Source organism: Pseudomonas sp. BN607 (assembly GCF_029871175.1).
Lineage (GTDB): Bacteria > Pseudomonadota > Gammaproteobacteria > Pseudomonadales > Pseudomonadaceae > Aquipseudomonas.
Genome location: NZ_SSOE01000055.1, coordinates 1 through 19,624 on the forward strand (window position 1 = coordinate 1; position 19,624 = coordinate 19,624).

Sequence of the window (19,624 nt, forward strand, 5' to 3'; positions counted from 1 at the left end):
GAAGCCCGTGCCATCCACCGTGTTGGATGCTTCGCGGGGCAAGCCCACTCCCACAGGCACCCCCGCAGCCTTGAGGCTGATGCAGTACCTGGGGAAACAACTGTTTTGCTCAATTTCTAGAATCTAGCGCAATCCCCTGTGGGAGCGGGCTTGAGGCTGATGCGGTACCTGGGGAATCAACTGGCTTGCTCAATTTCCAGAAGCTAGCGCAATCCCTGTGGGAGCGGGCTTGTCCCGCGAACACGGGCGAAGCCCGTGCCATGCACCGTGTGTTGGATGCTTCGCGGGGCAAGCCCGCTCCCACAGGCACCCCCGCAGCCTTGAGGCTGATGCAGTACCTGGGGAAACAACTGGCTCGCTCAATTTCTAGAATCTAGCGCAATCCCTGTAGAAGCGGCTTTAGCCGGCGAAGAGGCCGAGGCAGTCAATCGACCAGCTGGGCTTCCTTCAACGCCCCCAACGCCTCCAGCCACCGCGGCTGCTGGCGATAGTCGGTGCGGGCATAGCCCTGACCACGCATCCGCGCAATCCGCGGCGACGGCTTGACCTTCATCCGCTGCGCCGCACTCAGTGCCAGCTCCGCTGCTGCCCGGTCATTGCACACCAGGCCCATGTCACAGCCGGCACTCAACGCTGCTTCGATACGGCTGGCGGCATCACCCACCACGTGCGCACCGGCCATCGACAGGTCGTCACTGAAGATCACCCCGTCAAAGCCCAACTCGCCACGCAGGATGTCCTGCAACCAGCGCCGCGAGAAGCCGGCTGGCTGGTTGTCGACTTGCGGGTAGATGACATGCGCCGGCATCACGGCGGCCAGCTGCCCGCTCAGGCGGCTGAACGGCACCAGATCGGCCTGGCGCAGTTGCTCCAGGCTGCGCTCGTCGGTAGGAATGGCCACATGCGAGTCAGCCTCGGCCCAGCCATGCCCGGGGAAATGCTTACCGCAGGCCGCCATGCCTGCCGCATTCATGCCACGGATGAACGCCCCGGCCAACTGCGTGGCACGCAGCGGGTCACCCTCGAAGGCCCGGCTACCCACCACGGCGCTGCGCTGGTGATCGAGGTCGAGCACTGGCGCAAAGCTCAGGTCCAGACCGACCGCCAGCACTTCGGTCGCCATCAGCCAGCCACACTGCTCGGCCAGGTACTCAGCGTTGTCGTTGTCAGCCAGTGCGCGCATGGCCGGCAGGCGTACAAAGCCTTGACGCAGACGCTGCACGCGGCCGCCCTCCTGGTCGACGGCAAGAATCAGTTCAGGGCGGATGGCGCGGATGGAAGCACACAGCTCACGCACCTGGCGCGGGCTGTCGATGTTGCGGGCAAAGATGATCAGGCCAGCGACTTCAGGCTGGCGCAGCAGGTGGCGGTCTTCGGCGGTCAGCCATTTACCGGCAATATCCACCATCAAGGAGCCTTGCAGGCTGACGGTCATGGGTAATCCTTCTTTGAAGACTGAACAAAAGCGGCGCTAGCTTAGCCCAAGCAGCCCCGCTGCGCCCAGCCTTCAGGCCTTGGCCGTGGCAGTACCGGCCTTGCTGCGCGGGCGGAGCTGCGCAGTGGCCATGGCGTCGTCGGTGACACCGCTGTCGGCGCGCATGCCCGCCGCCAGGAACGGCACCATCAGGCGCATCACCTGCTCGATAGAGGTGTTGATGCCGAAATCGGTCTCGGCAATGGCCCTCAAGGCCTTGATACCCGACATGCTGAAAGCGGCGGCCCCCAGCATGAAGTGGACACGCCAGAACAGCTCCAGCGGGGGAATACGGGGGGCGGCTTCGTTGACGAGGAGCATGTAGCGGCGGAATACCTTGCCGTACATGTCTTCCAGGTAGCGCCGCAGGTGGCCCTGGCTTTGGCTGAAGGCCAGCCCCAGCAGGCGCATGAAAATCGACAGGTCGTTGTTGCTGCGCGGCTGCACGGCCAGCGCCTGTTCCACCAGCATTTCCAGCAGCTCTTCGAGGCTGGGCTTGTGCTCCGGCCTGGCCTGGCGCCGCTCCAGTTCACGCTCGAGGCTGGCGCAGAACGGACCGAGGAAACGCGAGAACACTGCCTGAATCAAGGCCTTCTTGGAGCCGAAATGATAGTTGACAGCCGCCAGGTTGACCCCGGCCTTGCTGGTAATCAGCCGCAACGAGGTCTCGGCGAACCCCCTTTCCGCGAACAGCTGCTCGGCAGCATCGAGAATGCGTTCAACGGTTTCCGATTGGGCCATGACTACTCCGACTACTCCGCCAGACAAACAGGTGTTTGAAACATACGTTTCAGCCCTGCATCTGTCAAGGCTCCGTGACCAGGCGGTCGCCATTTAAAAGCGCCAGACGGCCAGCTGCAAGTGCCAACCCCTGCTGTTTATTGCGCCTTTTGGCTTGCAGCGCATCCAGTACTGTATATAATCCCAGTCACTGTACAAAAAGACAGAGCGCACAACATGTTGAAACTGACGCCACGCCAAGCCGAAATTCTCGCGTTCATCAAGCGTTGCCTGGAAGACAACGGCTTCCCGCCGACGCGCGCCGAGATCGCTCAGGAGCTGGGCTTCAAGTCGCCCAATGCAGCCGAGGAACACCTCAAGGCCCTTGCCCGCAAAGGTGCGATCGAAATGACCCCGGGCGCCTCCCGCGGCATCCGCATCCCTGGTTTCGAAGCCAAGGCCGAAGAAAGCGGCCTGCCGATCATCGGCCGTGTGGCTGCCGGTGCGCCGATTCTCGCCGAACAGCACATCGAGCAATCCTGCAACATCAACCCTGCCTTCTTCCACCCCCAGGCCGACTATTTGCTGCGCGTACACGGCATGAGCATGAAGGACGTCGGCATCTTCGACGGTGACCTGCTGGCAGTGCACACCTGCCGCGAGGCCCGCAACGGCCAGATCGTCGTGGCCCGCATCGGCGACGAAGTTACCGTCAAGCGCTTCAAGCGCGAAGGCAGCAAGGTCTGGCTGCTGGCCGAAAACCCCGAATTCGCCCCCATCGAAGTCGACCTGAAAGAACAGGAACTGGTGATAGAGGGCTTGAGCGTCGGCGTCATTCGCCGCTGATCCAGGAGGCGTCATGCAGCAGTTCTTTCACGCACCCGAGCAAGCCCAGTTGCCATTGTTCGAAGCATTCCTCGCCCAACCCGTGCTACCTGGCCTCAAAGCCAGCGACGCGGCGCGCAAGAGCAGCCAGCCCGAGCTGTTCAGTGAACTGTCGCTGCGCGGCACGCCCGTGCACTGCCAAAGCCTGCTGGCACCCGTACTGCGCGAGCTGAGCGAAGAAGACGAGACCCGCTGGCTGACCCTGATCGCCCCGCCATCGAGCCTGACCCAGGCCTGGCTGCGCGATGCCGGCCTCAACCGTGAACGCATCCTGCTGCTGCAACCTCGCAGCAACCAAAGCCCGCTGCAACTGGCTTGCGAAGCCTTGCGCCTGGGCCTCAGCCACACAGTGGTCAGCTGGCTGGGCAGCGTCAATGCCACTGCACGCCAGCAACTGCTGCGCGCTGCCAGTACCGGAAACGCACAAAGCCTGAACATCCGCCTCGGCTGATGTTCAGGCTTTGCCTGTCACTTCAAAAAGCCTGATTAGCTGCTGCACCGTGAGGGCGTAAAGCCTAGTGCAGCACGCGCGGCCCTTCATCACGCTCCAGCTCGCCATCCATCAGGCGACCAGCCATCTGCACGCCCACACTGAGCATGGCCTTGGCCACTTCCACATGCTGACCCTGCAAGAATACCTTGGCGTCTTCCGAGAAATCCAAGGTTACCAGAGAGCCCTCATCCTCGGCGCGACGCAGTTCGATGCGGCCATCAGGCAACTCGACAATTTCCAGAAACGACGTAGACATAAATGGCAGTTCTCCGCGAAAGGCCAGTATTGTACCAGCCGTTGCGGCTATCAGCACTCACTCAACGCGTCGCGGAAACGTCTCACCAGGCCTTTGAGGTTGTTGCGCCAGCTCTCCAGCTCGCTACGCGAAAGCGCTGGATGCTCAGGCTCATCGAGATTCACAGCCTGGATCAGCGGCTGAGTGACGTCAGTTTTCGGCGCTTTCCTGGCGACAGGTGGTCGGAACAAATCGGCATAAGCAGCGAGCATTTGCGCCAGCCAGGTTTCACGCTGGCGGGCTAGCTCCAGCAGCTCGGCGACTTCGGGGATGGCGATACCGTTCAGGCTGTCGTCCGCCAAAGCCTGCTCGACGCTTGCCACAACCGGCAGGCGGTAGAAAGCACCGATTTCATGGCACATGCCTAGCAGCGCACCGTACAGATGAAACAGCGCCGACTCGCGCTCGGCCTGGACCAAGCCCTGGGCATTCATGGCCTGGCTCTGCTCGGCCTTGGCCATGGACTCCAGGGCGAGGCCGGCGAAGAACAATTTCTGGTTGGTACGGGTGTAGGTTTCCTGGGCCATTTCAGTGCCCTCCAATAAGGCTACAAGGCGGATACCAGCATCATAAATGATCAGGGCCGGTTTGCGCCCCTTCGCAGGCTTGCCCGCGAAGGGGCGCGAACCGGCCCCAGATTACAGCACCGATAGATCAGCGCTTGTCTTCAACCTTCCAGGCATTGCCGTCGTAGAAAGCCTTCCACCCTGTCGGCTTACCATCAACCTCGGACTGCACGTACTGCTCCTTGGTCTTGCGGCTGTAGCGGATCACCGCTGGGCGGCCGTCCGGGTCTTTCTGCGGCGCGTCGCACAAGAAGTGGTACTTCGGGTCGATTTCATGCTTGTGCGGCACGATCTCCAGCACCAGCGGCGCGCGAGTTTCGCGGTTTTTCGGGAACTGGCTGGCGGCCAGGAACAACCCCGAAGCACCGTCACGCAGCACGTAGGTGTCGTCCACCTTCTCGCACTTGAGCTCGGGCATGTCCACCTTGTCCATCTTCGGTGGGGCCGCTTCGCCGCTCTTGAGCAACTTGCGAGTGTTCTTGCATGCCGGGTTGGTGCAACCAAAGAACTTGCCGAAACGGCCGGTCTTCAATTGCATCTCGCTACCACACTTGTCGCACTCCAGACTCGGCCCTTCGTAGCCCTTGATGCGGTAGTTGCCTTCCTCGATCTCGTAGCCAGCGCAATCCGGGTTGTTACCACAGATGTGCAGCTTGTGCTTCTCGTCCAGCAGGTAGGCATCCATCGCCGTGGCGCAGATCGGGCAGCGGTGCTTGCCCAGCAGCACGCGTGATTCTGACTCGCCCTCATCGTCAGCGGCAATCTCGTCGCCCGGCACCAGGTTGACGGTAGCCTTGCAGCGCTCTTTCGGCGGCAGGCTGTAGCCCGAGCAACCGAGGAACACGCCCGTTGAAGCGGTGCGGATCATCATCGGCCGACCACATTCCTTGCACGAAATGTTGGTCATGGTCGGCTGGTTGGCGCGCATGCCATTTTCGCTGGACTCGGCGGTCTGCAGCTTCTTGCTGAAGTCGCCGTAGAACTCGTCAAGCACGTTTTTCCAGTCACGCTCGCCCTGGGCCACGTCGTCGAGGTTCTCTTCCATGTCGGCGGTAAAGCCATAGTCCATGAGGTTGGAGAAGCTCTCCGACAGGCGCTCGGTGACGATATCGCCCATCTTCTCGGAGTAGAAGCGGCGGTTGTGCAGGGTCACGTAACCGCGATCCTGGATGGTGGAAATGATCGCCGCGTAGGTCGACGGGCGACCGATACCGCGCTTTTCCATCTCCTTGACCAGGCTGGCTTCGGTGAAGCGTGCGGGTGGCTTGGTGAAGTGCTGGCTCGGGTCGATCTGGATCAGCTTGAGTGCTTCACCCTGCACCATCTCTGGCAGCACGTCGTCTTCGCCCGGCTTGCTCTGCTGCGGCAGCACGCGGGTGTAACCGTCGAACTTGAGGATACGGCCCTTGGCACGCAGCTCGAAATCGCCGGCGGCGACGGTAACGCTGGTGGACAGGTACTGCGCTGGCGGCATCTGGCAGGCCAGGAACTGGCGCCAGATCAGCTCGTACAGGCGCTCGGCGTCGCGCTCCATGCCACTGAGCTTGGTCGGATGAGTGTTCACATCGGAAGGACGAATCGCTTCGTGGGCCTCCTGAGCGCCTTCCTTGCTACCGTAGACCAGCGGCGCTTCCGGCAGGTACTGCTTGCCGAACTCGCGCTCGATGTAGCTGCGGGCCATATCCAGGGCATCAGCCGACAGGTTGGTCGAGTCGGTACGCATGTAGGTGATGTAGCCGGCTTCGTACAAGCGCTGGGCCATCATCATGGTTTTCTTCACGCCGAAGCCCAGGCGATTACTGGCCGCCTGCTGCAGGGTGGACGTGATGAACGGGGCCGATGGCTTGCTGCTGGTCGGGCGATCTTCGCGCTTGACCACGCTGTAGCTGGAAGCCTTGAGCTTCTCCAGCGCCGCCATGGCCTGTGCTTCGTTGAGCGGCTTGAAGGCCTCGCCCTTCTCGCGCGCCACCTCGAAACGCACCTTGGCGTTCTTGGCGGTGCCAAGGTCGGCGTGGATCTCCCAGTACTCTTCAGGGATGAACGCGCGGATTTCACGCTCACGCTCAACCACCAGCTTCACCGCCACCGACTGTACACGGCCGGCAGACAGGCCACGGGCAATCTTGGCCCACAGCAGCGGCGAGACCATGTAGCCGACCACGCGGTCGAGGAAGCGCCGCGCCTGCTGGGCGTTGACCCGATCGATGTCCAGTTGGCCTGGCTGCGAGAACGCTTCCTGAATGGCCTTCTTGGTGATTTCGTTGAACACCACGCGCTTGTAGCGGGTGTCGTCGCCACCGATGGCCTCGCGCAGGTGCCAGGCGATGGCTTCCCCTTCGCGGTCCAAGTCGGTTGCGAGATAGATGGTGTCAGCATCCTTGGCCAGGCGGCGCAGCTCTTCGATCACCTTTTCCTTGCCAGGCAGGATCTCGTACTTGGCCTTCCAGCCGTGGTCAGGGTCGACGCCCATGCGTGCGACCAGCTGGCGACGGGCCTTTTCTTTCGGCGACAGGGCCGGAGCCTCACCCGCGGCCTTGCCACGCTTGGCGGCCGGCTCTTTGCTTGCGCTGGCCGAACCGCTGGTGGGGAGGTCTCGGATATGGCCGATACTCGACTTCACCACGTACTGGTTGCCCAGGTACTTGTTGATGGTCTTGGCCTTGGCCGGGGATTCCACAATGACCAGCGATTTGCCCATGGATCGGAGTATTCCTGAATCTGAAGATGAAAAACGCGTCAGGTGCCTAGACGCGGCACCGCTATATATAGTGGCAAAAGTGTGAGGTCAAGTTCGAACGATCACTCGTGCGACTTGCCCAGCAAGCCAGGCAGCCCTTCTTCGGCGTTGACCAAAGCAAAGCGTGGCACCTGCTCGCCGTCAACCTCGACGGACTCCTGGAACATCGAAAGTGGCCGTACCCAGAAGCTGTAGTCACCATACAGGCATTGGTAGAACACCATCCACTCTTCGCTCTCCGAGTGCCGCGCAACACTGAAGACACGGTACTCAGGCCCTTTGTAATGCCGGTAGATGCCTGGCTGTATCTGCATGTTGCCCACCCTCTTGAAAAAAACCTGAAAAAAACAAAACCGGGGCACATGGCCCCGGCTGCTGTCCCGCTACGCGATCAGACGCGTTCGAAGACAGTGGTGATACCTTGACCAAGGCCGACGCACATGGTCGCCACCCCCAGGGTACCGCCATTCTGCTTCATGACGTTGAGCAGGGTGCCGGAAATGCGCGCCCCGGAGCAACCGAACGGGTGGCCCAAGGCAATGGCGCCGCCGTGCAGGTTAACCTTCTCATCCATCTTGTCGAGCACTTTCAAGTCTTTCAACACTGGCAGGGCCTGTGCAGCAAAGGCTTCGTTGAGCTCGATGAAGTCGATATCGGCCATGGTCAGGCCGGCACGCTTGAGGGCTTTCTGGGTCGATGGCACCGGACCATAGCCCATGATTGCCGGGTCGACACCGGCCACTGCCATCGAACGGATCACCGCCAATGGCTGGATACCGAGGTCCATGGCACGCTGACCGGACATGACGATCATGCACGAGGCGCCGTCGGTAATCTGCGACGAAGTACCGGCCGTGACCGTACCGCCCTTGGGGTTGAACGCAGGCTTCAGCGATGCCAGGCCTTCGAGGGTGGTTTCCGGGCGAATGGTCTCGTCGAAATCGAACACCTTCAAGAAGCCGTTCTCGTCGTAGCCCTGCATCGGGATGATCTCGTCCTTGAACTTGCCTTCGACCGTGGCTTTGTGGGCCAGCTGGTGCGAACGCAAGCCGAACAGGTCTTGCTGCTCACGGGTGATGCCGTGCATCTTGCCGAGCATTTCTGCAGTCAGGCCCATCATCCCGGAAGCCTTGGCGGCATGCAAGGACAGGTGCGGGTTGGGGTCTACGCCGTGCATCATGCTGACGTGGCCCATGTGTTCCACGCCACCGACCACGAACACATCGCCGTTACCGGTCATGATCGCCTGGGCGGCGGTGTGCAGCGCGCTCATGGACGAGCCGCACAGGCGGCTGACCGTCTGCGCCGCAGAGGTGTGCGGGATCGGGGTCATCAGCGAAGCCATGCGGGCGATGTTCCAGCCCTGCTCCAGGGTCTGGTTGACGCAACCCCAGATCACATCCTCGACTTCTTTCGGGTCAACCTTGCCGTTGCGCTCCAACAGTTTGCTGATCAGGTGCGCCGACATGTCTTCGGCGCGGGTATTGCGGTGCATGCCACCCTTGGAGCGGCCCATTGGCGTGCGACCGAAGTCGACAATCACCACGTCTCTTGGATTCAGGCTCATATCAAATCTCTCGCTCTAGCTCGTTGACCGCTCAGTTGAAGAAGCGCTGGCCGTTCTTGGCCATTTCACGCAGCTTGGCGGTCGGGTGGTACAGCGGCCCCAGGTCGGCATACTGATCGGCCAAGGCGACGAATTCGGCCACACCGATCGAGTCGATGTAACGCAGCGCACCACCGCGGAAGGGAGGGAAACCAATGCCGTAGACCAGACCCATGTCGGCTTCGGCAGCGGTCTCGACGATGCCGTCTTCCAGGCAACGCACGGTCTCCAGGCACAGCGGGACCATCATCCAGTTGATGATGTCTTCGTCAGTGACTTCACGCTGCTCGAACACGATCGGTTTGAGCACGTCGAGCACGGTGGCATCGAAGACCTTCTTCGGTTTGCCGCGCTTGTCGGTTTCGTAGGCGTAGAAGCCCTTACCGTTCTTCTGGCCCAGGCGGTTGGCCTCGTACAGCGCATCGACCGCCGAGCGGCGCTCGTCCTTCATGCGGTCCGGGAAGCCTTCGGCCATGACGTCTCGGCCGTGGTGGCCGGTGTCGATGCCGACCACGTCCATCAAATAGGCCGGGCCCATCGGCCAGCCGAACTTTTCCATGACCTTGTCGATGCGCACGAAGTCGACACCGGCGCTGACCAGCTTGGCGAAACCGCCGAAGTAAGGGAACAGCACGCGGTTGACCAAAAAGCCCGGGCAGTCGTTGACCACGATCGGGTTCTTGCCCATTTTCTTGGCGTAGGCCACGGTGGTGGCGACCGCCACTTCACTGGACTTTTCGCCACGGATCACTTCCACCAGCGGCATCATGTGCACCGGATTGAAGAAGTGCATGCCGACGAAGTTTTCCGGGCGCTTAAGCGCCTTGGCCAGCAGGTTGATGGAGATGGTCGACGTGTTGGAGGCAAGGATCGCATCGTCCTTCACCTGCCCTTCCACTTCAGCCAGCACGGCCTGCTTGACCTTAGGGTTCTCGACCACGGCTTCGACGACGATGTCGACATTGGCGAAATCACCATAGGACAGGGTCGGGCGAATGGCGTTGAGTGCCTCGGCCATTTTGGCCGGGGTCAGACGGCCCTTCTCGACGCGGTTGCCGAGCAGCTTGGAAGCCTCGTTCAAGCCCAGCTGGATAGCTTCCTCGCGAATGTCCTTCATCAGGATCGGAGTGCCCTTGACCGCCGACTGGTAGGCGATGCCACCCCCCATGATGCCGGCACCGAGCACGGCGGCCTGCTTCACGTCATGGGCGATTTCGTCATGCGCCTTGGCCTTGCGCTTGAGCTCCTGGTCGTTCAGGAACAGGCCGATCAGGCTCTCGGCAACCGACGTCTTGGCCAGCTTGGCAAAGCCCGCGGCTTCTACTTCCAGGGCTTTGTCGCGGCCGAAGTTGGCGGCCTTCTGGATGGTTTTGATGGCTTCGACCGGGGCCGGGTAGTTCGGCCCGGCCTGGCCGGCGACAAAGCCCTTGGCAGTCTCGAAGGCCATCATCTGCTCGATGGCGTTGAGCTTGAGCTTTTCCAGCTTCGGCTGGCGCTTGGCTTTGTAGTCCAGCTCGCCGCTGATGGCGCGCTTGATCAAGTCCAGGGCGCCGGCCTGCAGCAGCTCAGGGGCAACCACGGCATCGACGGCACCGACTTTCAGGGCGTCATCGGCGCGGTTTTCCTTACCGGAGGCGATCCACTCGATGGCATTGTCCGAGCCGATCAGGCGCGGCAGGCGCACCGTACCGCCAAAGCCCGGGTAGATACCCAGCTTGACTTCCGGCAGGCCGATCTTGGCGGTATTGGACATGACGCGGTAGTCGGCCGCCAGGCACATCTCCAGGCCACCGCCCAGGGCGATGCCGTTGATGGCCGCAACGGTCGGCACTTCGAGGTCTTCGAAGGCGTTGAAGATGCGGTTGGCTTCCAGGTTGCCGGCGACCAGTTCGGCCTCGGGCAGCTTGAAGTTGTCGACGAACTCGGTGATATCGGCGCCGACGATGAACACGTCCTTGCCACTGCTGACGATCACGCCCTTGACCGAGGCGTCGGCCTGGATGGCGTCGACGGCCTGGCGCAGCTCGTTCAGGGTAAGGCGGTTGAACTTGTTGACGGACTCACCCTTGAGGTCGAACTTGAGCTCGACGATGCCACTTTCAAGAGCCTTAACCGTGATGGCTTTACCTTCGTAAATCATCAACTGATCTCCACGATATGGAAGCTGAACTGTACACGCCGATCGCTGCAGCAAAAGCAGGCCTAACTGCCCCGCCCCAGGCACACCCGTCAGCGCGCTAGTCGGAAGTATGGCTTGGCGTCATGACATACAAACGCTCAATTCATACGCCCGTTTGATTTGGGTGTGCACACATTCTCCGAAAAGACCGACGTTGTCAAATGCTCGCAAGCACGAGGAAAACGCGACTTTCCGGTCATTTTCTATCGTCCCGGTACAAAACATGATGACAGTGATCGCCGACCATTCATGTCAGCGATTGACCGCAACGACTTGAAAATCGTTGCAACTTTGCCCTTGCGCGGCAACCGTGGACGGCTACACTGGCACTTGCTTGAATGAATACCCGGCCTGCCTGGCCTTTTCTGCGACAGCAGAACGCAAAGCGGCGACTTGGCACCCCACCCCTTCAGGGGTATGCCAAGCCGCCGCTTTGTCGTTGAAGAGCAGTTTTACCGGGCTGAACGCCGACACTGCGGGGGCGGGCCTACCCGCGAAGCAGGAGGGCCATGCAAAAGCAGAACTCAGGCCAAGGTTTCGAGGACGTAGGCAACATCCCGCAACACAGCCGTATCACCGCGCTCGGTCCAGTACAGGGCAATCATTCGCGCATCGGCCTCGACCTTGTACACAGTGGCCGGCAAGCGCCCCAGGGCCTCCATGAAACGTGGGTCCTGGCAGGGTTCGCGCCACTGGTTCCACCACACCCCTGGGCTGACCTGCCAGAAACTGAAGCTGTCTTCATGCCCCCGGCGCCGGGCCCGGTGGTACTGCGGGCAGGGGCTTGGTGGCTCCTTTTCCATCCAGTGCGGCCACTGCTGTGGCGCCAACTGCATGGCCAGGCCCATGCGCCGAGCCTCCAGGCGCAACTGCATCTGCTCGCTCTGCTTGCGCGAACTGCGCAGCCAGGAGAGCGGGCTGAGAATCAGCGCAAGGATTGACACCACCAGCAATATCGTCATATCTGTAGATCCCATAAAGCGTTGCAAATGAGCTGGTTAGCCATTTTTCACGGAAGACCCGCCCGAAAGCGACCATACTTCTTCTATCGCGATTGCCAGGAGTACCGCTCATGGAATACGAACATTTGTTGGTCGCCGTCGACCTGACCGAAGAATGCGACCCGGTGATCAAGCGCGCCATGGCGCTCGCCAAACCTTCGAACGCCAAGGTATCGCTGGTGCATATCGTCGAGCCTATGGCCATGGCATTCGGCGGTGATGTGCCGATGGACCTGTCGCAGCTGCAACAGCAGCAGTTCGACCAAGCCAAGGAGCGCATGGAACGCCTGTTCAACAAGTACACGGACATCCAGCGTGGCGATTCGCACCTGACCTACGGCCAACCGCGCCAGGAAATCCACCAGCTGGCCAAGGAGCAAAAGTGCGACCTGATCGTGGTGGGCAGCCATGGCCGTCATGGCCTGGCGTTGCTGCTGGGGTCCACGGCCAATGATGTGCTACACGGTGCGCCGTGCGACGTGCTGGCGGTCCGCTTGCTGAAGAAGGATTGATTCAACCTGTACCGACCTCTTCGCGGGGCAAGCCCGCTCCCACAGGTAAATCACTGGCCTTGAGGCGTGTGATGTATCTGTGGGAGTGGGCTTGCCCCGCGAAGAGGCCGGTACAGGTTGAAATCTGCTCAGCCTTCCAGCTCGGCCCAGCGCTCTACCAGCGCATCCAGCTCGCCCTGTAGCTTCTCGATCTTCGCCAGCACCGCCGAGGTTTCTGTGATCGGCCGCTGGTAGAAGCCAGTCGCATTCACTTCTTCCTGGGCTTCAGCCATGCGCTGCTCCAGCTCATCGATCTGCCCCGGCAGCATCTCCAGCTCACGCTGCAGCTTGTAGCTCAGCTTCTTCTTCGAAGCTTCTTCCACCACCGGCGCCGCGACAGGCTCAGGCTTGACCTCGACCTTCTCCACCACCGCGCTGTTGAGCGCCGACTTACCGCCCTTGCTCTCGGTTACGCCCAGCAGTTTCGGCGAGCCACCCTGACGAATCCAGTCCTCGTAGCCACCGACGTACTCACGCACCTTGCCTTCGCCTTCGAACACCAGGGTGCTGGTGACGACGTTGTCGAGGAAGGCCCGGTCGTGGCTGACCATCAGCACGGTGCCCTTGTAGTTGGACAGCACTTCTTCCAGCAGCTCGAGGGTTTCCACATCCAGGTCGTTGGTCGGTTCGTCAAGCACCAGCAGGTTGGCGGGCTTGCTGAACAGCTTGGCCAGCAGCAGCCGCGCACGCTCACCGCCCGACAGCGCCTTGACCGGCGTGCGCGCACGCTGAGGGCTGAACAGGAAGTCGCCCAGGTAGCTCAGCACGTGGCGATTCTGGCCATCGATCTCAATGAAGTCGCGGCCTTCGGCGAGGTTGTCGATTACCGTCTTTTCAAGGTCGAGCTGGTGGCGCATCTGGTCGAAATAGGCCACTTCCAGCTTGGTACCACGCTCCACCTTGCCCGCTGTAGGCTCAAGGTCGCCCAGCATCATCTTGAGCAAGGTGGTCTTGCCGGTACCGTTGGCGCCCAGCAGGCCGATACGGTCCTGGCGCTGCAGGACCATGGAAAAGTCCTTTACCAGCAGCGGGCCGTCGGCGTGATGGAAGCTGACGTTCTCCAGCACCATCACCTGCTTGCCGGACTTGTCGGCCGCTTCGATCTGGATATTGGCCTTGCCCTGACGCTCGCGGCGCTCGCCACGCTCTACACGCAGGGCCTTGAGCGCACGCACGCGGCCTTCGTTACGGGTCCGGCGAGCCTTGATGCCTTGGCGGATCCATACTTCTTCCTGGGCCAGGCGCTTGTCGAACAACGCGTTGGCGGTTTCTTCGGCGGCCAGCGCGGCCTCCTTGTGCACCAGGAAGCTGGCGTAGTCGCCGTTCCAGTCGATCAGGCCACCACGGTCCAGCTCAAGGATGCGTGTAGCGAGGTTCTGCAGGAAGGAACGGTCGTGGGTGATGAACAGCACCGCGCCGTTGAAGCCACGCAGGGCCTCTTCGAGCCAGGCGATAGCGCCAATGTCCAGGTGGTTGGTTGGCTCGTCCAGCAGCAGCAGGTCGGGCTCCGACACCAGCGCCTGGGCCAGCAGCACGCGGCGGCGCCAGCCACCGGACAGTTCGGCCAGGGTCTTGTCGGCCGGCAGTTGCAGGCGGCTGAGCGTGCTTTCCACCACTTGCTGCAGGCGCCAGCCGTCGCGGGCTTCCAGCTCGTGCTGGACGTGCATGAGCTTTTCCAGGTCTTCGTCACCCTGGATATTCATGCTCAGGTGATGAAACTGCGCCAGCAGCTCACCCACGCCATCCAGGCCAGCAGCCACCACGTCGAACACCGTACGCTCGTCGGCCACCGGTAGCTCCTGGGGCAGCTCGCCGATCTTCAGGCCCGGGGCACGCCAGATTTCGCCGTCGTCGCCCTTCTGCTCGCCCTTGACCAGGCGCAGCATGCTCGACTTACCGGTGCCGTTGCGGCCGATGATGCACACCCGCTCGCCACGAGCGATCTGCCAGGACACTTTGTCCAGCAGCGGCATCGCGCCGAATGCGAGGGACACATCGCTGAATTTGAGCAGGGTCATGTTGGTCTCCATAAATCGGGGGCGCATTCTACCTGACTTGGCCCCCGACGGCATCCGCCAGGCCAACCGCCGAGCAGTCAGTGACAGCTGGTCGTACTTAATATCCCGATACAAGCACAGTGCTTTCACCCGCCGCCGGCAAACAGCTAAGCTAAGGCAATAGCTTCCAACAGTGCTGGCTCCGCCGTCACTTCCCCATGGTTCAACTGCCCGGACGTATCATGCGCAGCCGCCTGTTACATATTGCATCCTGCCTGCTGCTTACCGCTGCCACCTGCGCGGCGCAGGCCACCGACCTGACCCTGCAACGCCAGTATTATGACGAGGCCAAGCGTGCGCTGGCCAAGGGCGACAAAGGCCCGTACCTGCGCTACGCCCAGGCCCTTAGCGACTACCCGCTCACCCCATACCTGGCCTATGACGAACTCACCGCACGCCTGAAAAGCGCAAGCAACCAGGAAATCGAAGCCTTCCTCGCCAAGCATGGCGACCTGCCCCAGGCCAACTGGATGAAACTGCGCTGGTTGCGCTGGCTGGCCGAACGCGGCGAATGGGACACCTTCGTCAAGTATTACGACCCCAAGCTCAACTTCACCGAACTGGACTGCCTCAACGGCCAGTACCAGCTCAGCCATGGCCTGCGCGCCGAAGGCAACGCCACCGCTGACAAGCTGTGGAACGTGGGCAAGTCACAACCTGCCGCGTGCGATACGCTGTTCGGCATGTGGGCAGCCGAAGGCCAGCTGACCGAGAGCAAGCGCTGGCATCGTACCAAGCTGGCCGCCCAGGCACGCAACTACGGCCTGGCCAACAACCTGGTCAAGACCCTGACCACCCTTGCTCCGCAAGGGCGTCTGCTGGTTGACGTGGCGCAGAAGCCCGAGCTGCTCAACCAGCCATCGCGCTTCACCCCGGCCAACGAAGCGATGGCCGACGTAGTCAGCCTCGGCCTGCGCCGCCTGGCGCGGCAAAATCCGGAGCAGGCCATGGCGCTGCTTGACGATTACGCCCAGCGCATGCACTTTTCTCGCGACGAGAAGGTGGCCATCGCCCGCGAAATCGGCCTGACCCTCGCCCGCCGCTACGACCCGCGCGCGCTCGACCTGATGACCCGCTACGACCCCGAGCTGCGTGACAACACCGTCAGCGAATGGCGCCTGCGCTTGCTGCTGCGCCTGGGCCGCTGGGAAGACGCCTACACGTTGACCAAGCGCCTGCCCCAGGACCTGGCCAGCAGTAGCCGCTGGAAGTACTGGCAGGCACGCAGCCTGGAACTGGCACAGCCGAACAACCCGCAGATCCCGTTGCTGTACAAAACCGTGGCGCGTGAGCGTGATTTCTATGGTTTCCTCGCTGCCGACCGGGCCCAGACCCCGTATCAGTTGAACAACAAGCCGCTGCTGCTGAGCCCGCAACTGGTCAAGAAGGTGCGTAACACACCGGGCATTCAGCGCGCACTGGAATTCCACGCCCGCGGCCAGATCGTCGAAGGGCGCCGCGAGTGGTACCACGTCAGCCGCCACTTCACCCGCGACGAGATGGTCGCCCAGGCCCGTCTGGGTTATGAATTGCGCTGGTACTTCCCGGCCATCCGCACCATCAGCCAGGCGCAGTATTGGGACGACCTGGACATCCGCTTCCCGATGGCCCACCGCGACACCCTCGTGCGTGAAGCCAAGGTACGCGGCCTGCATTCGAGCTGGGTGTTCGCCATCACCCGCCAGGAAAGTGCCTTCATGGAGGATGCCCGCTCGCCAGTGGGCGCCAGCGGCCTGATGCAGCTCATGCCGGCCACCGCCAAGGAAACCGCGCGCAAGTTCAGCATTCCGCTGGCATCACCGGCGCAGGTGCTCAACCCGGACAAGAACATCCAGCTGGGTGCAGCCTACCTGAGCCAGGTGCACAGCCAGTTCAACGGCAACCGGGTGCTGGCCTCGGCGGCTTACAACGCCGGGCCGGGGCGCGTTCGCCAATGGCTCAAAGGGGCCAAGCATCTGAGCTTCGATGTATGGGTGGAGTCGATTCCGTTCGACGAGACCCGCCAGTACGTGCAAAACGTACTGTCGTATTCGGTCATCTACGGGCAAAAGCTGAACTCACCGCAGCCGCTGGTGGACTGGCATGAGCGGTATTTCGATGACATGTGATTGTTGCTGAGCCTGTACCGACCCTATCGCTGGCTTGACGGCGATAGGGCCGGTAACGGCAACATCGCTACTCCAGGACTTCTACCTGCATCCCAACGTCCAACCGCCCGCTGCCATCAACCGCCAGGTTTTGGCCGAACAGCACGTCGCCTTCCTTTTCGCGGAACGTCTTCAGCGTAGCCATAGGCTCACGGTCAGCGCTGCGCTCACCGGTGGCCGGATCGATGGTCGTGAAGATGCACCGCACACTGGGCTTGAGCACCCGGAATTCCAGGCTGCCAATGCGGATGCGTTTCCAGCCATCCTCGGCAAATGGTTCAGCCCCCTGCACCACCAAATTAGGCCGGAAGCGCAGCATTTCCATGGGCCGGCCGATACGCCGGCTCAGCTCGTCCAGCGAGCCCTGGCCAATCAGCAGCAACGGGAACCCGTCGGGAAACGCCGCCCGATCACTGTTGAGACCATAACCATTGGGCAGGTAACGCGCACGCTGCTCCGGGCAATGTACCAGGCGAACGGCCTTGCCCAGCAACGCGCTCAACCAACCTGCCGCCGCATCGCCAGCGTCCGGAACGCGTAGGGTATCGCGCCAGATGGTCACGCCACGCAGGGCTTCGTCGGCAGGCGGCACCGCCACGCGCAAGGGCGCCTGCCCCGGGGCCTGCAGCAATAACTGGCCATTGTCGTCGTCATGCGCTTCGATGCGGCCAAGCTGTGGCCAGGCGCGCTGGGTCAGGAAGCGTCCGTTTTCTTCCTCCACTACCATCCAGCGCCGGTCACCCTGCAGCCCCAAACAGCCAACCGCTGAAGCCTGCAGACCTTGCGCCCGCCCCGACTTCACCGGGTACCGATACAACTCACTGAGAAACATCCCTGCCGCCTCGCGTCATGCCAAAAGCCAAGCTTATACCTGGCCGGCCCGCGGATCACGCAGAGGCGATGTCCATCAGCAGCCGCTGCTTGACCACGTCGACCAGGCGATCGGGCTGGAACTTGGACAGGAAGTTGTCGCAGCCCACCTTCTTCACCATCGATTCGTTGAAACTGCCCGACAACGAAGTATGCAGCACCACATAGAGCTGACGCAGGCGCGCATCGCTACGAATCTCGGTGGTCAACCGGTAGCCGTCCATTTCCGGCATTTCGGCGTCGGTAAACACCATCAGCAGCTTCTCGCACACGTCCTCGCCGGCATCGGCCCAGCCCTTGAGCATGCGTAACGCCTTCAGGCCATCACTGGCCACATGCAGTTTCACGCCAAGCTGGGACAGGGTGTCACGCAATTGCGCCAAGGCCACACTGGAGTCGTCCACCAGCAACACTTCGCGGCCACGCGCCCGGGCCAGCACCGGGTCGGCCAGTTTCTCGCCGGACACCCGTGCGTTGTACGGCACGATCTCGGCGAGCACCTTCTCCACATCGATCACTTCCACCAACTTGTCGTCGACCTTGGTGATAGCGGTCAGGTAATGCTGGCGTCCGGCACTGGTCGGCGGCGGCATGATCGACTCCCAGTTCATATTGACGATGCGGTCGACACCGCCCACCAGGAAGGCCTGCACCGACCGGTTGTATTCGGTGACAATGATGGTGCTGTCTGGCCCTGGCTGCAGCGGGCGCATGCCGATCGCCTGGGACAGGTCGATCACCGGCAGCGTCTGCCCACGCAGGTTTACCACCCCGCAGACGAAGGCATGGCGCTGAGGCATCAGGGTCAGCTTGGGCAGTTGCAGGACTTCCTGCACCTTGAACACGTTGATCGCGAACAACTGCCGACCGGCCAGGCGAAACATCAGGATTTCCAGGCGGTTCTCACCCACCAGTTGCGTGCGTTGGTCTACCGTGTCGAGAATGCCTGCCATTGAAAAGCCCCCAGGCTTGAGTCGAGAAATGTAAAGTCATCCACCCTGTATCGGCGGCTTCACGCACACCTTGACCCTTGCGGGAAAATGCCGCGCAACCAATTGATATCACTTTACCATCATGCTTAACTCAAGGCACTGCAGGCCAATCAAGCACCTGATAAAAGTTCCGCACCCGTGCCGCTTATCAGGGAAACCCTTACCAGTAATCAGGTGCAACCTGATATTCGCGATATCCTTTAGCCATTAATGTGACGCCATTCTCACTGCATGAATGGAGTCAGGCTTTTGCTAGCTATCGTTTCGGCGTGCTCATCCCCTGCGCCCATGCCACGCGCGGGGCGCTGATGGTGGACTCTGCCTTATCGTTCGATGAAGCCTTGCGGGGTTTTCTGCTTGATGCCCAGGTGCTGCTGACCCAGGCGCATGAATGCCTGCGGCATCTGGAACTGATCGATAACGATCCGGATGCCTGCCGCTGCCTGGAAAATACCCTCGACGGCCTCGCTCGCCAGGCCACACGCCTGGGCCTGCGTGAAGTAGCCCATTACTCAAGCGCCCTGCAGCAGTTGCTGGCCCCGGCCTGCCACGGCGGCTGCCTGCAACGTGAAGCCCTGCCTGCGGTACAGGCCTGCCTTACCCTGCTGGCGTGGCAGCTGGAGCTGGTCGACCCCCGGACCGGGCGGCTGAACCTGGATATTGGCGAGCAACTGGTCTTGCTGGGCGAGTTGGCCAAAGCTGTACAGCAACCCTTCGCGCCAGCCTGTGCCGCTTGCGATGAGCACGGTAGCCCTTGCATTCACCCGCATGCTGACGTGGCAGCCGGCACGCGTGCCGGGCGCCCGCACCCGTCGCATCAACCTGCAGCCAAGTGCAACTAAGTACGTGTATTGCAGCCCGGCACCGGTCGAACTTGGAAAGTTCTGCAAGTTCTTCATGGGCGAAGTTGCACCGTTGCCACGCTAGTTGCCGTACGGTGCGCAGCACTCGATTCAAGGGTGGCACTTTGCTACCCCAAAATGCCCGGCCAGTAGGCGTTTCAAAGGGTTTCCCAGCCGCGACCGATGCAATCCGAAGTGGTAACATGCGC

General features: G+C 61.7%; 17 protein-coding genes. 5 read left to right on the plus strand and 12 right to left on the minus strand.

From position 1 onward, the window contains the following. Positions 1 to 424 precede the first annotated feature (424 nt). Positions 425 to 1,423, minus strand: coding sequence for a beta-N-acetylhexosaminidase (gene nagZ / locus E8E68_RS13495; protein ID WP_266030991.1), 999 nt, complete (start codon positions 1,421 to 1,423; stop codon positions 425 to 427). 84 nt (positions 1,424 to 1,507) lie between these two features. Continuing rightward, positions 1,508 to 2,215, minus strand: coding sequence for a TetR/AcrR family transcriptional regulator (locus E8E68_RS13500; RefSeq protein WP_266030855.1), 708 nt, complete (start codon positions 2,213 to 2,215; stop codon positions 1,508 to 1,510). 216 nt (positions 2,216 to 2,431) lie between these two features. Between E8E68_RS13500 and lexA the strand changes: the two genes are divergently transcribed. Beyond that, positions 2,432 to 3,040, plus strand: a complete 609-nt coding sequence (gene lexA, locus E8E68_RS13505; RefSeq protein ID WP_110745794.1) for a transcriptional repressor LexA — start codon at positions 2,432 to 2,434, stop codon at positions 3,038 to 3,040. 13 nt (positions 3,041 to 3,053) lie between these two features. Then, positions 3,054 to 3,530, plus strand: coding sequence for an SOS-induced cell division inhibitor SulA (sulA, locus tag E8E68_RS13510; protein WP_266030857.1), 477 nt, complete (start codon positions 3,054 to 3,056; stop codon positions 3,528 to 3,530). A gap of 64 nt (positions 3,531 to 3,594) precedes the next feature. Here the strand turns inward: sulA and E8E68_RS13515 are convergent, their stop codons facing one another. The 7 genes from E8E68_RS13515 to E8E68_RS13545 all read right to left on the minus strand — a co-directional run bounded on the left by E8E68_RS13515 (position 3,595) and on the right by E8E68_RS13545 (position 11,917). Continuing rightward, the gene (locus E8E68_RS13515) at positions 3,595 to 3,828 is read right to left on the minus strand and encodes a hypothetical protein (protein ID WP_003248777.1); all 234 of its coding nucleotides are present in this window, start codon (positions 3,826 to 3,828) and stop codon (positions 3,595 to 3,597) included. Positions 3,829 to 3,878: 50 nt separating this feature from the next. Beyond that, a complete protein-coding gene (locus E8E68_RS13520) occupies positions 3,879 to 4,394 on the minus strand; it encodes a DUF6586 family protein (RefSeq protein WP_266030859.1) in 516 nt (171 codons plus the stop codon). A gap of 127 nt (positions 4,395 to 4,521) precedes the next feature. Then, a complete protein-coding gene (gene topA / locus E8E68_RS13525) occupies positions 4,522 to 7,131 on the minus strand; it encodes a type I DNA topoisomerase (RefSeq protein WP_266030862.1) in 2,610 nt (869 codons plus the stop codon). A gap of 101 nt (positions 7,132 to 7,232) precedes the next feature. After that, positions 7,233 to 7,484: a DUF1653 domain-containing protein gene (locus E8E68_RS13530; RefSeq protein WP_110745797.1), complete on the minus strand. Its 252-nt coding sequence runs from the start codon at positions 7,482 to 7,484 to the stop codon at positions 7,233 to 7,235. A 77-nt stretch (positions 7,485 to 7,561) separates the two neighbouring features. Then, positions 7,562 to 8,737 carry an acetyl-CoA C-acyltransferase FadA gene (gene fadA, locus E8E68_RS13535; RefSeq protein WP_010953128.1) on the minus strand — a complete coding sequence of 392 codons (1,176 nt, stop codon included), beginning with the start codon at positions 8,735 to 8,737 and terminating at the stop codon, positions 7,562 to 7,564. A 31-nt stretch (positions 8,738 to 8,768) separates the two neighbouring features. Beyond that, positions 8,769 to 10,916: a fatty acid oxidation complex subunit alpha FadB gene (gene fadB, locus E8E68_RS13540; RefSeq protein ID WP_266030864.1), complete on the minus strand. Its 2,148-nt coding sequence runs from the start codon at positions 10,914 to 10,916 to the stop codon at positions 8,769 to 8,771. Between the two features lie 563 nt (positions 10,917 to 11,479). Then, entirely contained in the window at positions 11,480 to 11,917 is a 438-nt protein-coding gene (locus tag E8E68_RS13545; RefSeq protein ID WP_266030866.1) for a hypothetical protein, read from the minus strand. Positions 11,918 to 12,027: 110 nt separating this feature from the next. Between E8E68_RS13545 and E8E68_RS13550 the strand changes: the two genes are divergently transcribed. Continuing rightward, on the plus strand, positions 12,028 to 12,468 hold the full coding sequence (locus E8E68_RS13550; RefSeq protein WP_266030868.1) for a universal stress protein: 441 nt from the start codon (positions 12,028 to 12,030) through the stop codon (positions 12,466 to 12,468). A 128-nt stretch (positions 12,469 to 12,596) separates the two neighbouring features. Here the strand turns inward: E8E68_RS13550 and E8E68_RS13555 are convergent, their stop codons facing one another. Then, the gene (locus tag E8E68_RS13555) at positions 12,597 to 14,525 is read right to left on the minus strand and encodes an ATP-binding cassette domain-containing protein (RefSeq protein WP_110745800.1); all 1,929 of its coding nucleotides are present in this window, start codon (positions 14,523 to 14,525) and stop codon (positions 12,597 to 12,599) included. Between the two features lie 221 nt (positions 14,526 to 14,746). On the opposite strand from E8E68_RS13555, the gene E8E68_RS13560 reads away from it, so the two are divergent. Further along, positions 14,747 to 16,672, plus strand: a complete 1,926-nt coding sequence (locus tag E8E68_RS13560) for a transglycosylase SLT domain-containing protein (RefSeq protein ID WP_110745801.1) — start codon at positions 14,747 to 14,749, stop codon at positions 16,670 to 16,672. A 67-nt stretch (positions 16,673 to 16,739) separates the two neighbouring features. On the opposite strand, the gene E8E68_RS13565 is transcribed toward E8E68_RS13560, so the two are convergent. Together E8E68_RS13565 and E8E68_RS13570 are read right to left on the minus strand one after the other, a co-directional pair. Beyond that, entirely contained in the window at positions 16,740 to 17,543 is an 804-nt protein-coding gene (locus E8E68_RS13565; protein ID WP_280342145.1) for an MOSC domain-containing protein, read from the minus strand. A 55-nt stretch (positions 17,544 to 17,598) separates the two neighbouring features. Continuing rightward, on the minus strand, positions 17,599 to 18,534 hold the full coding sequence (locus tag E8E68_RS13570) for a chemotaxis protein CheV (RefSeq protein WP_266030873.1): 936 nt from the start codon (positions 18,532 to 18,534) through the stop codon (positions 17,599 to 17,601). A gap of 350 nt (positions 18,535 to 18,884) precedes the next feature. Between E8E68_RS13570 and E8E68_RS13575 the strand changes: the two genes are divergently transcribed. Continuing rightward, on the plus strand, positions 18,885 to 19,415 hold the full coding sequence (locus E8E68_RS13575) for a histidine kinase (protein WP_266030875.1): 531 nt from the start codon (positions 18,885 to 18,887) through the stop codon (positions 19,413 to 19,415). Positions 19,416 to 19,624 lie beyond the last annotated feature (209 nt).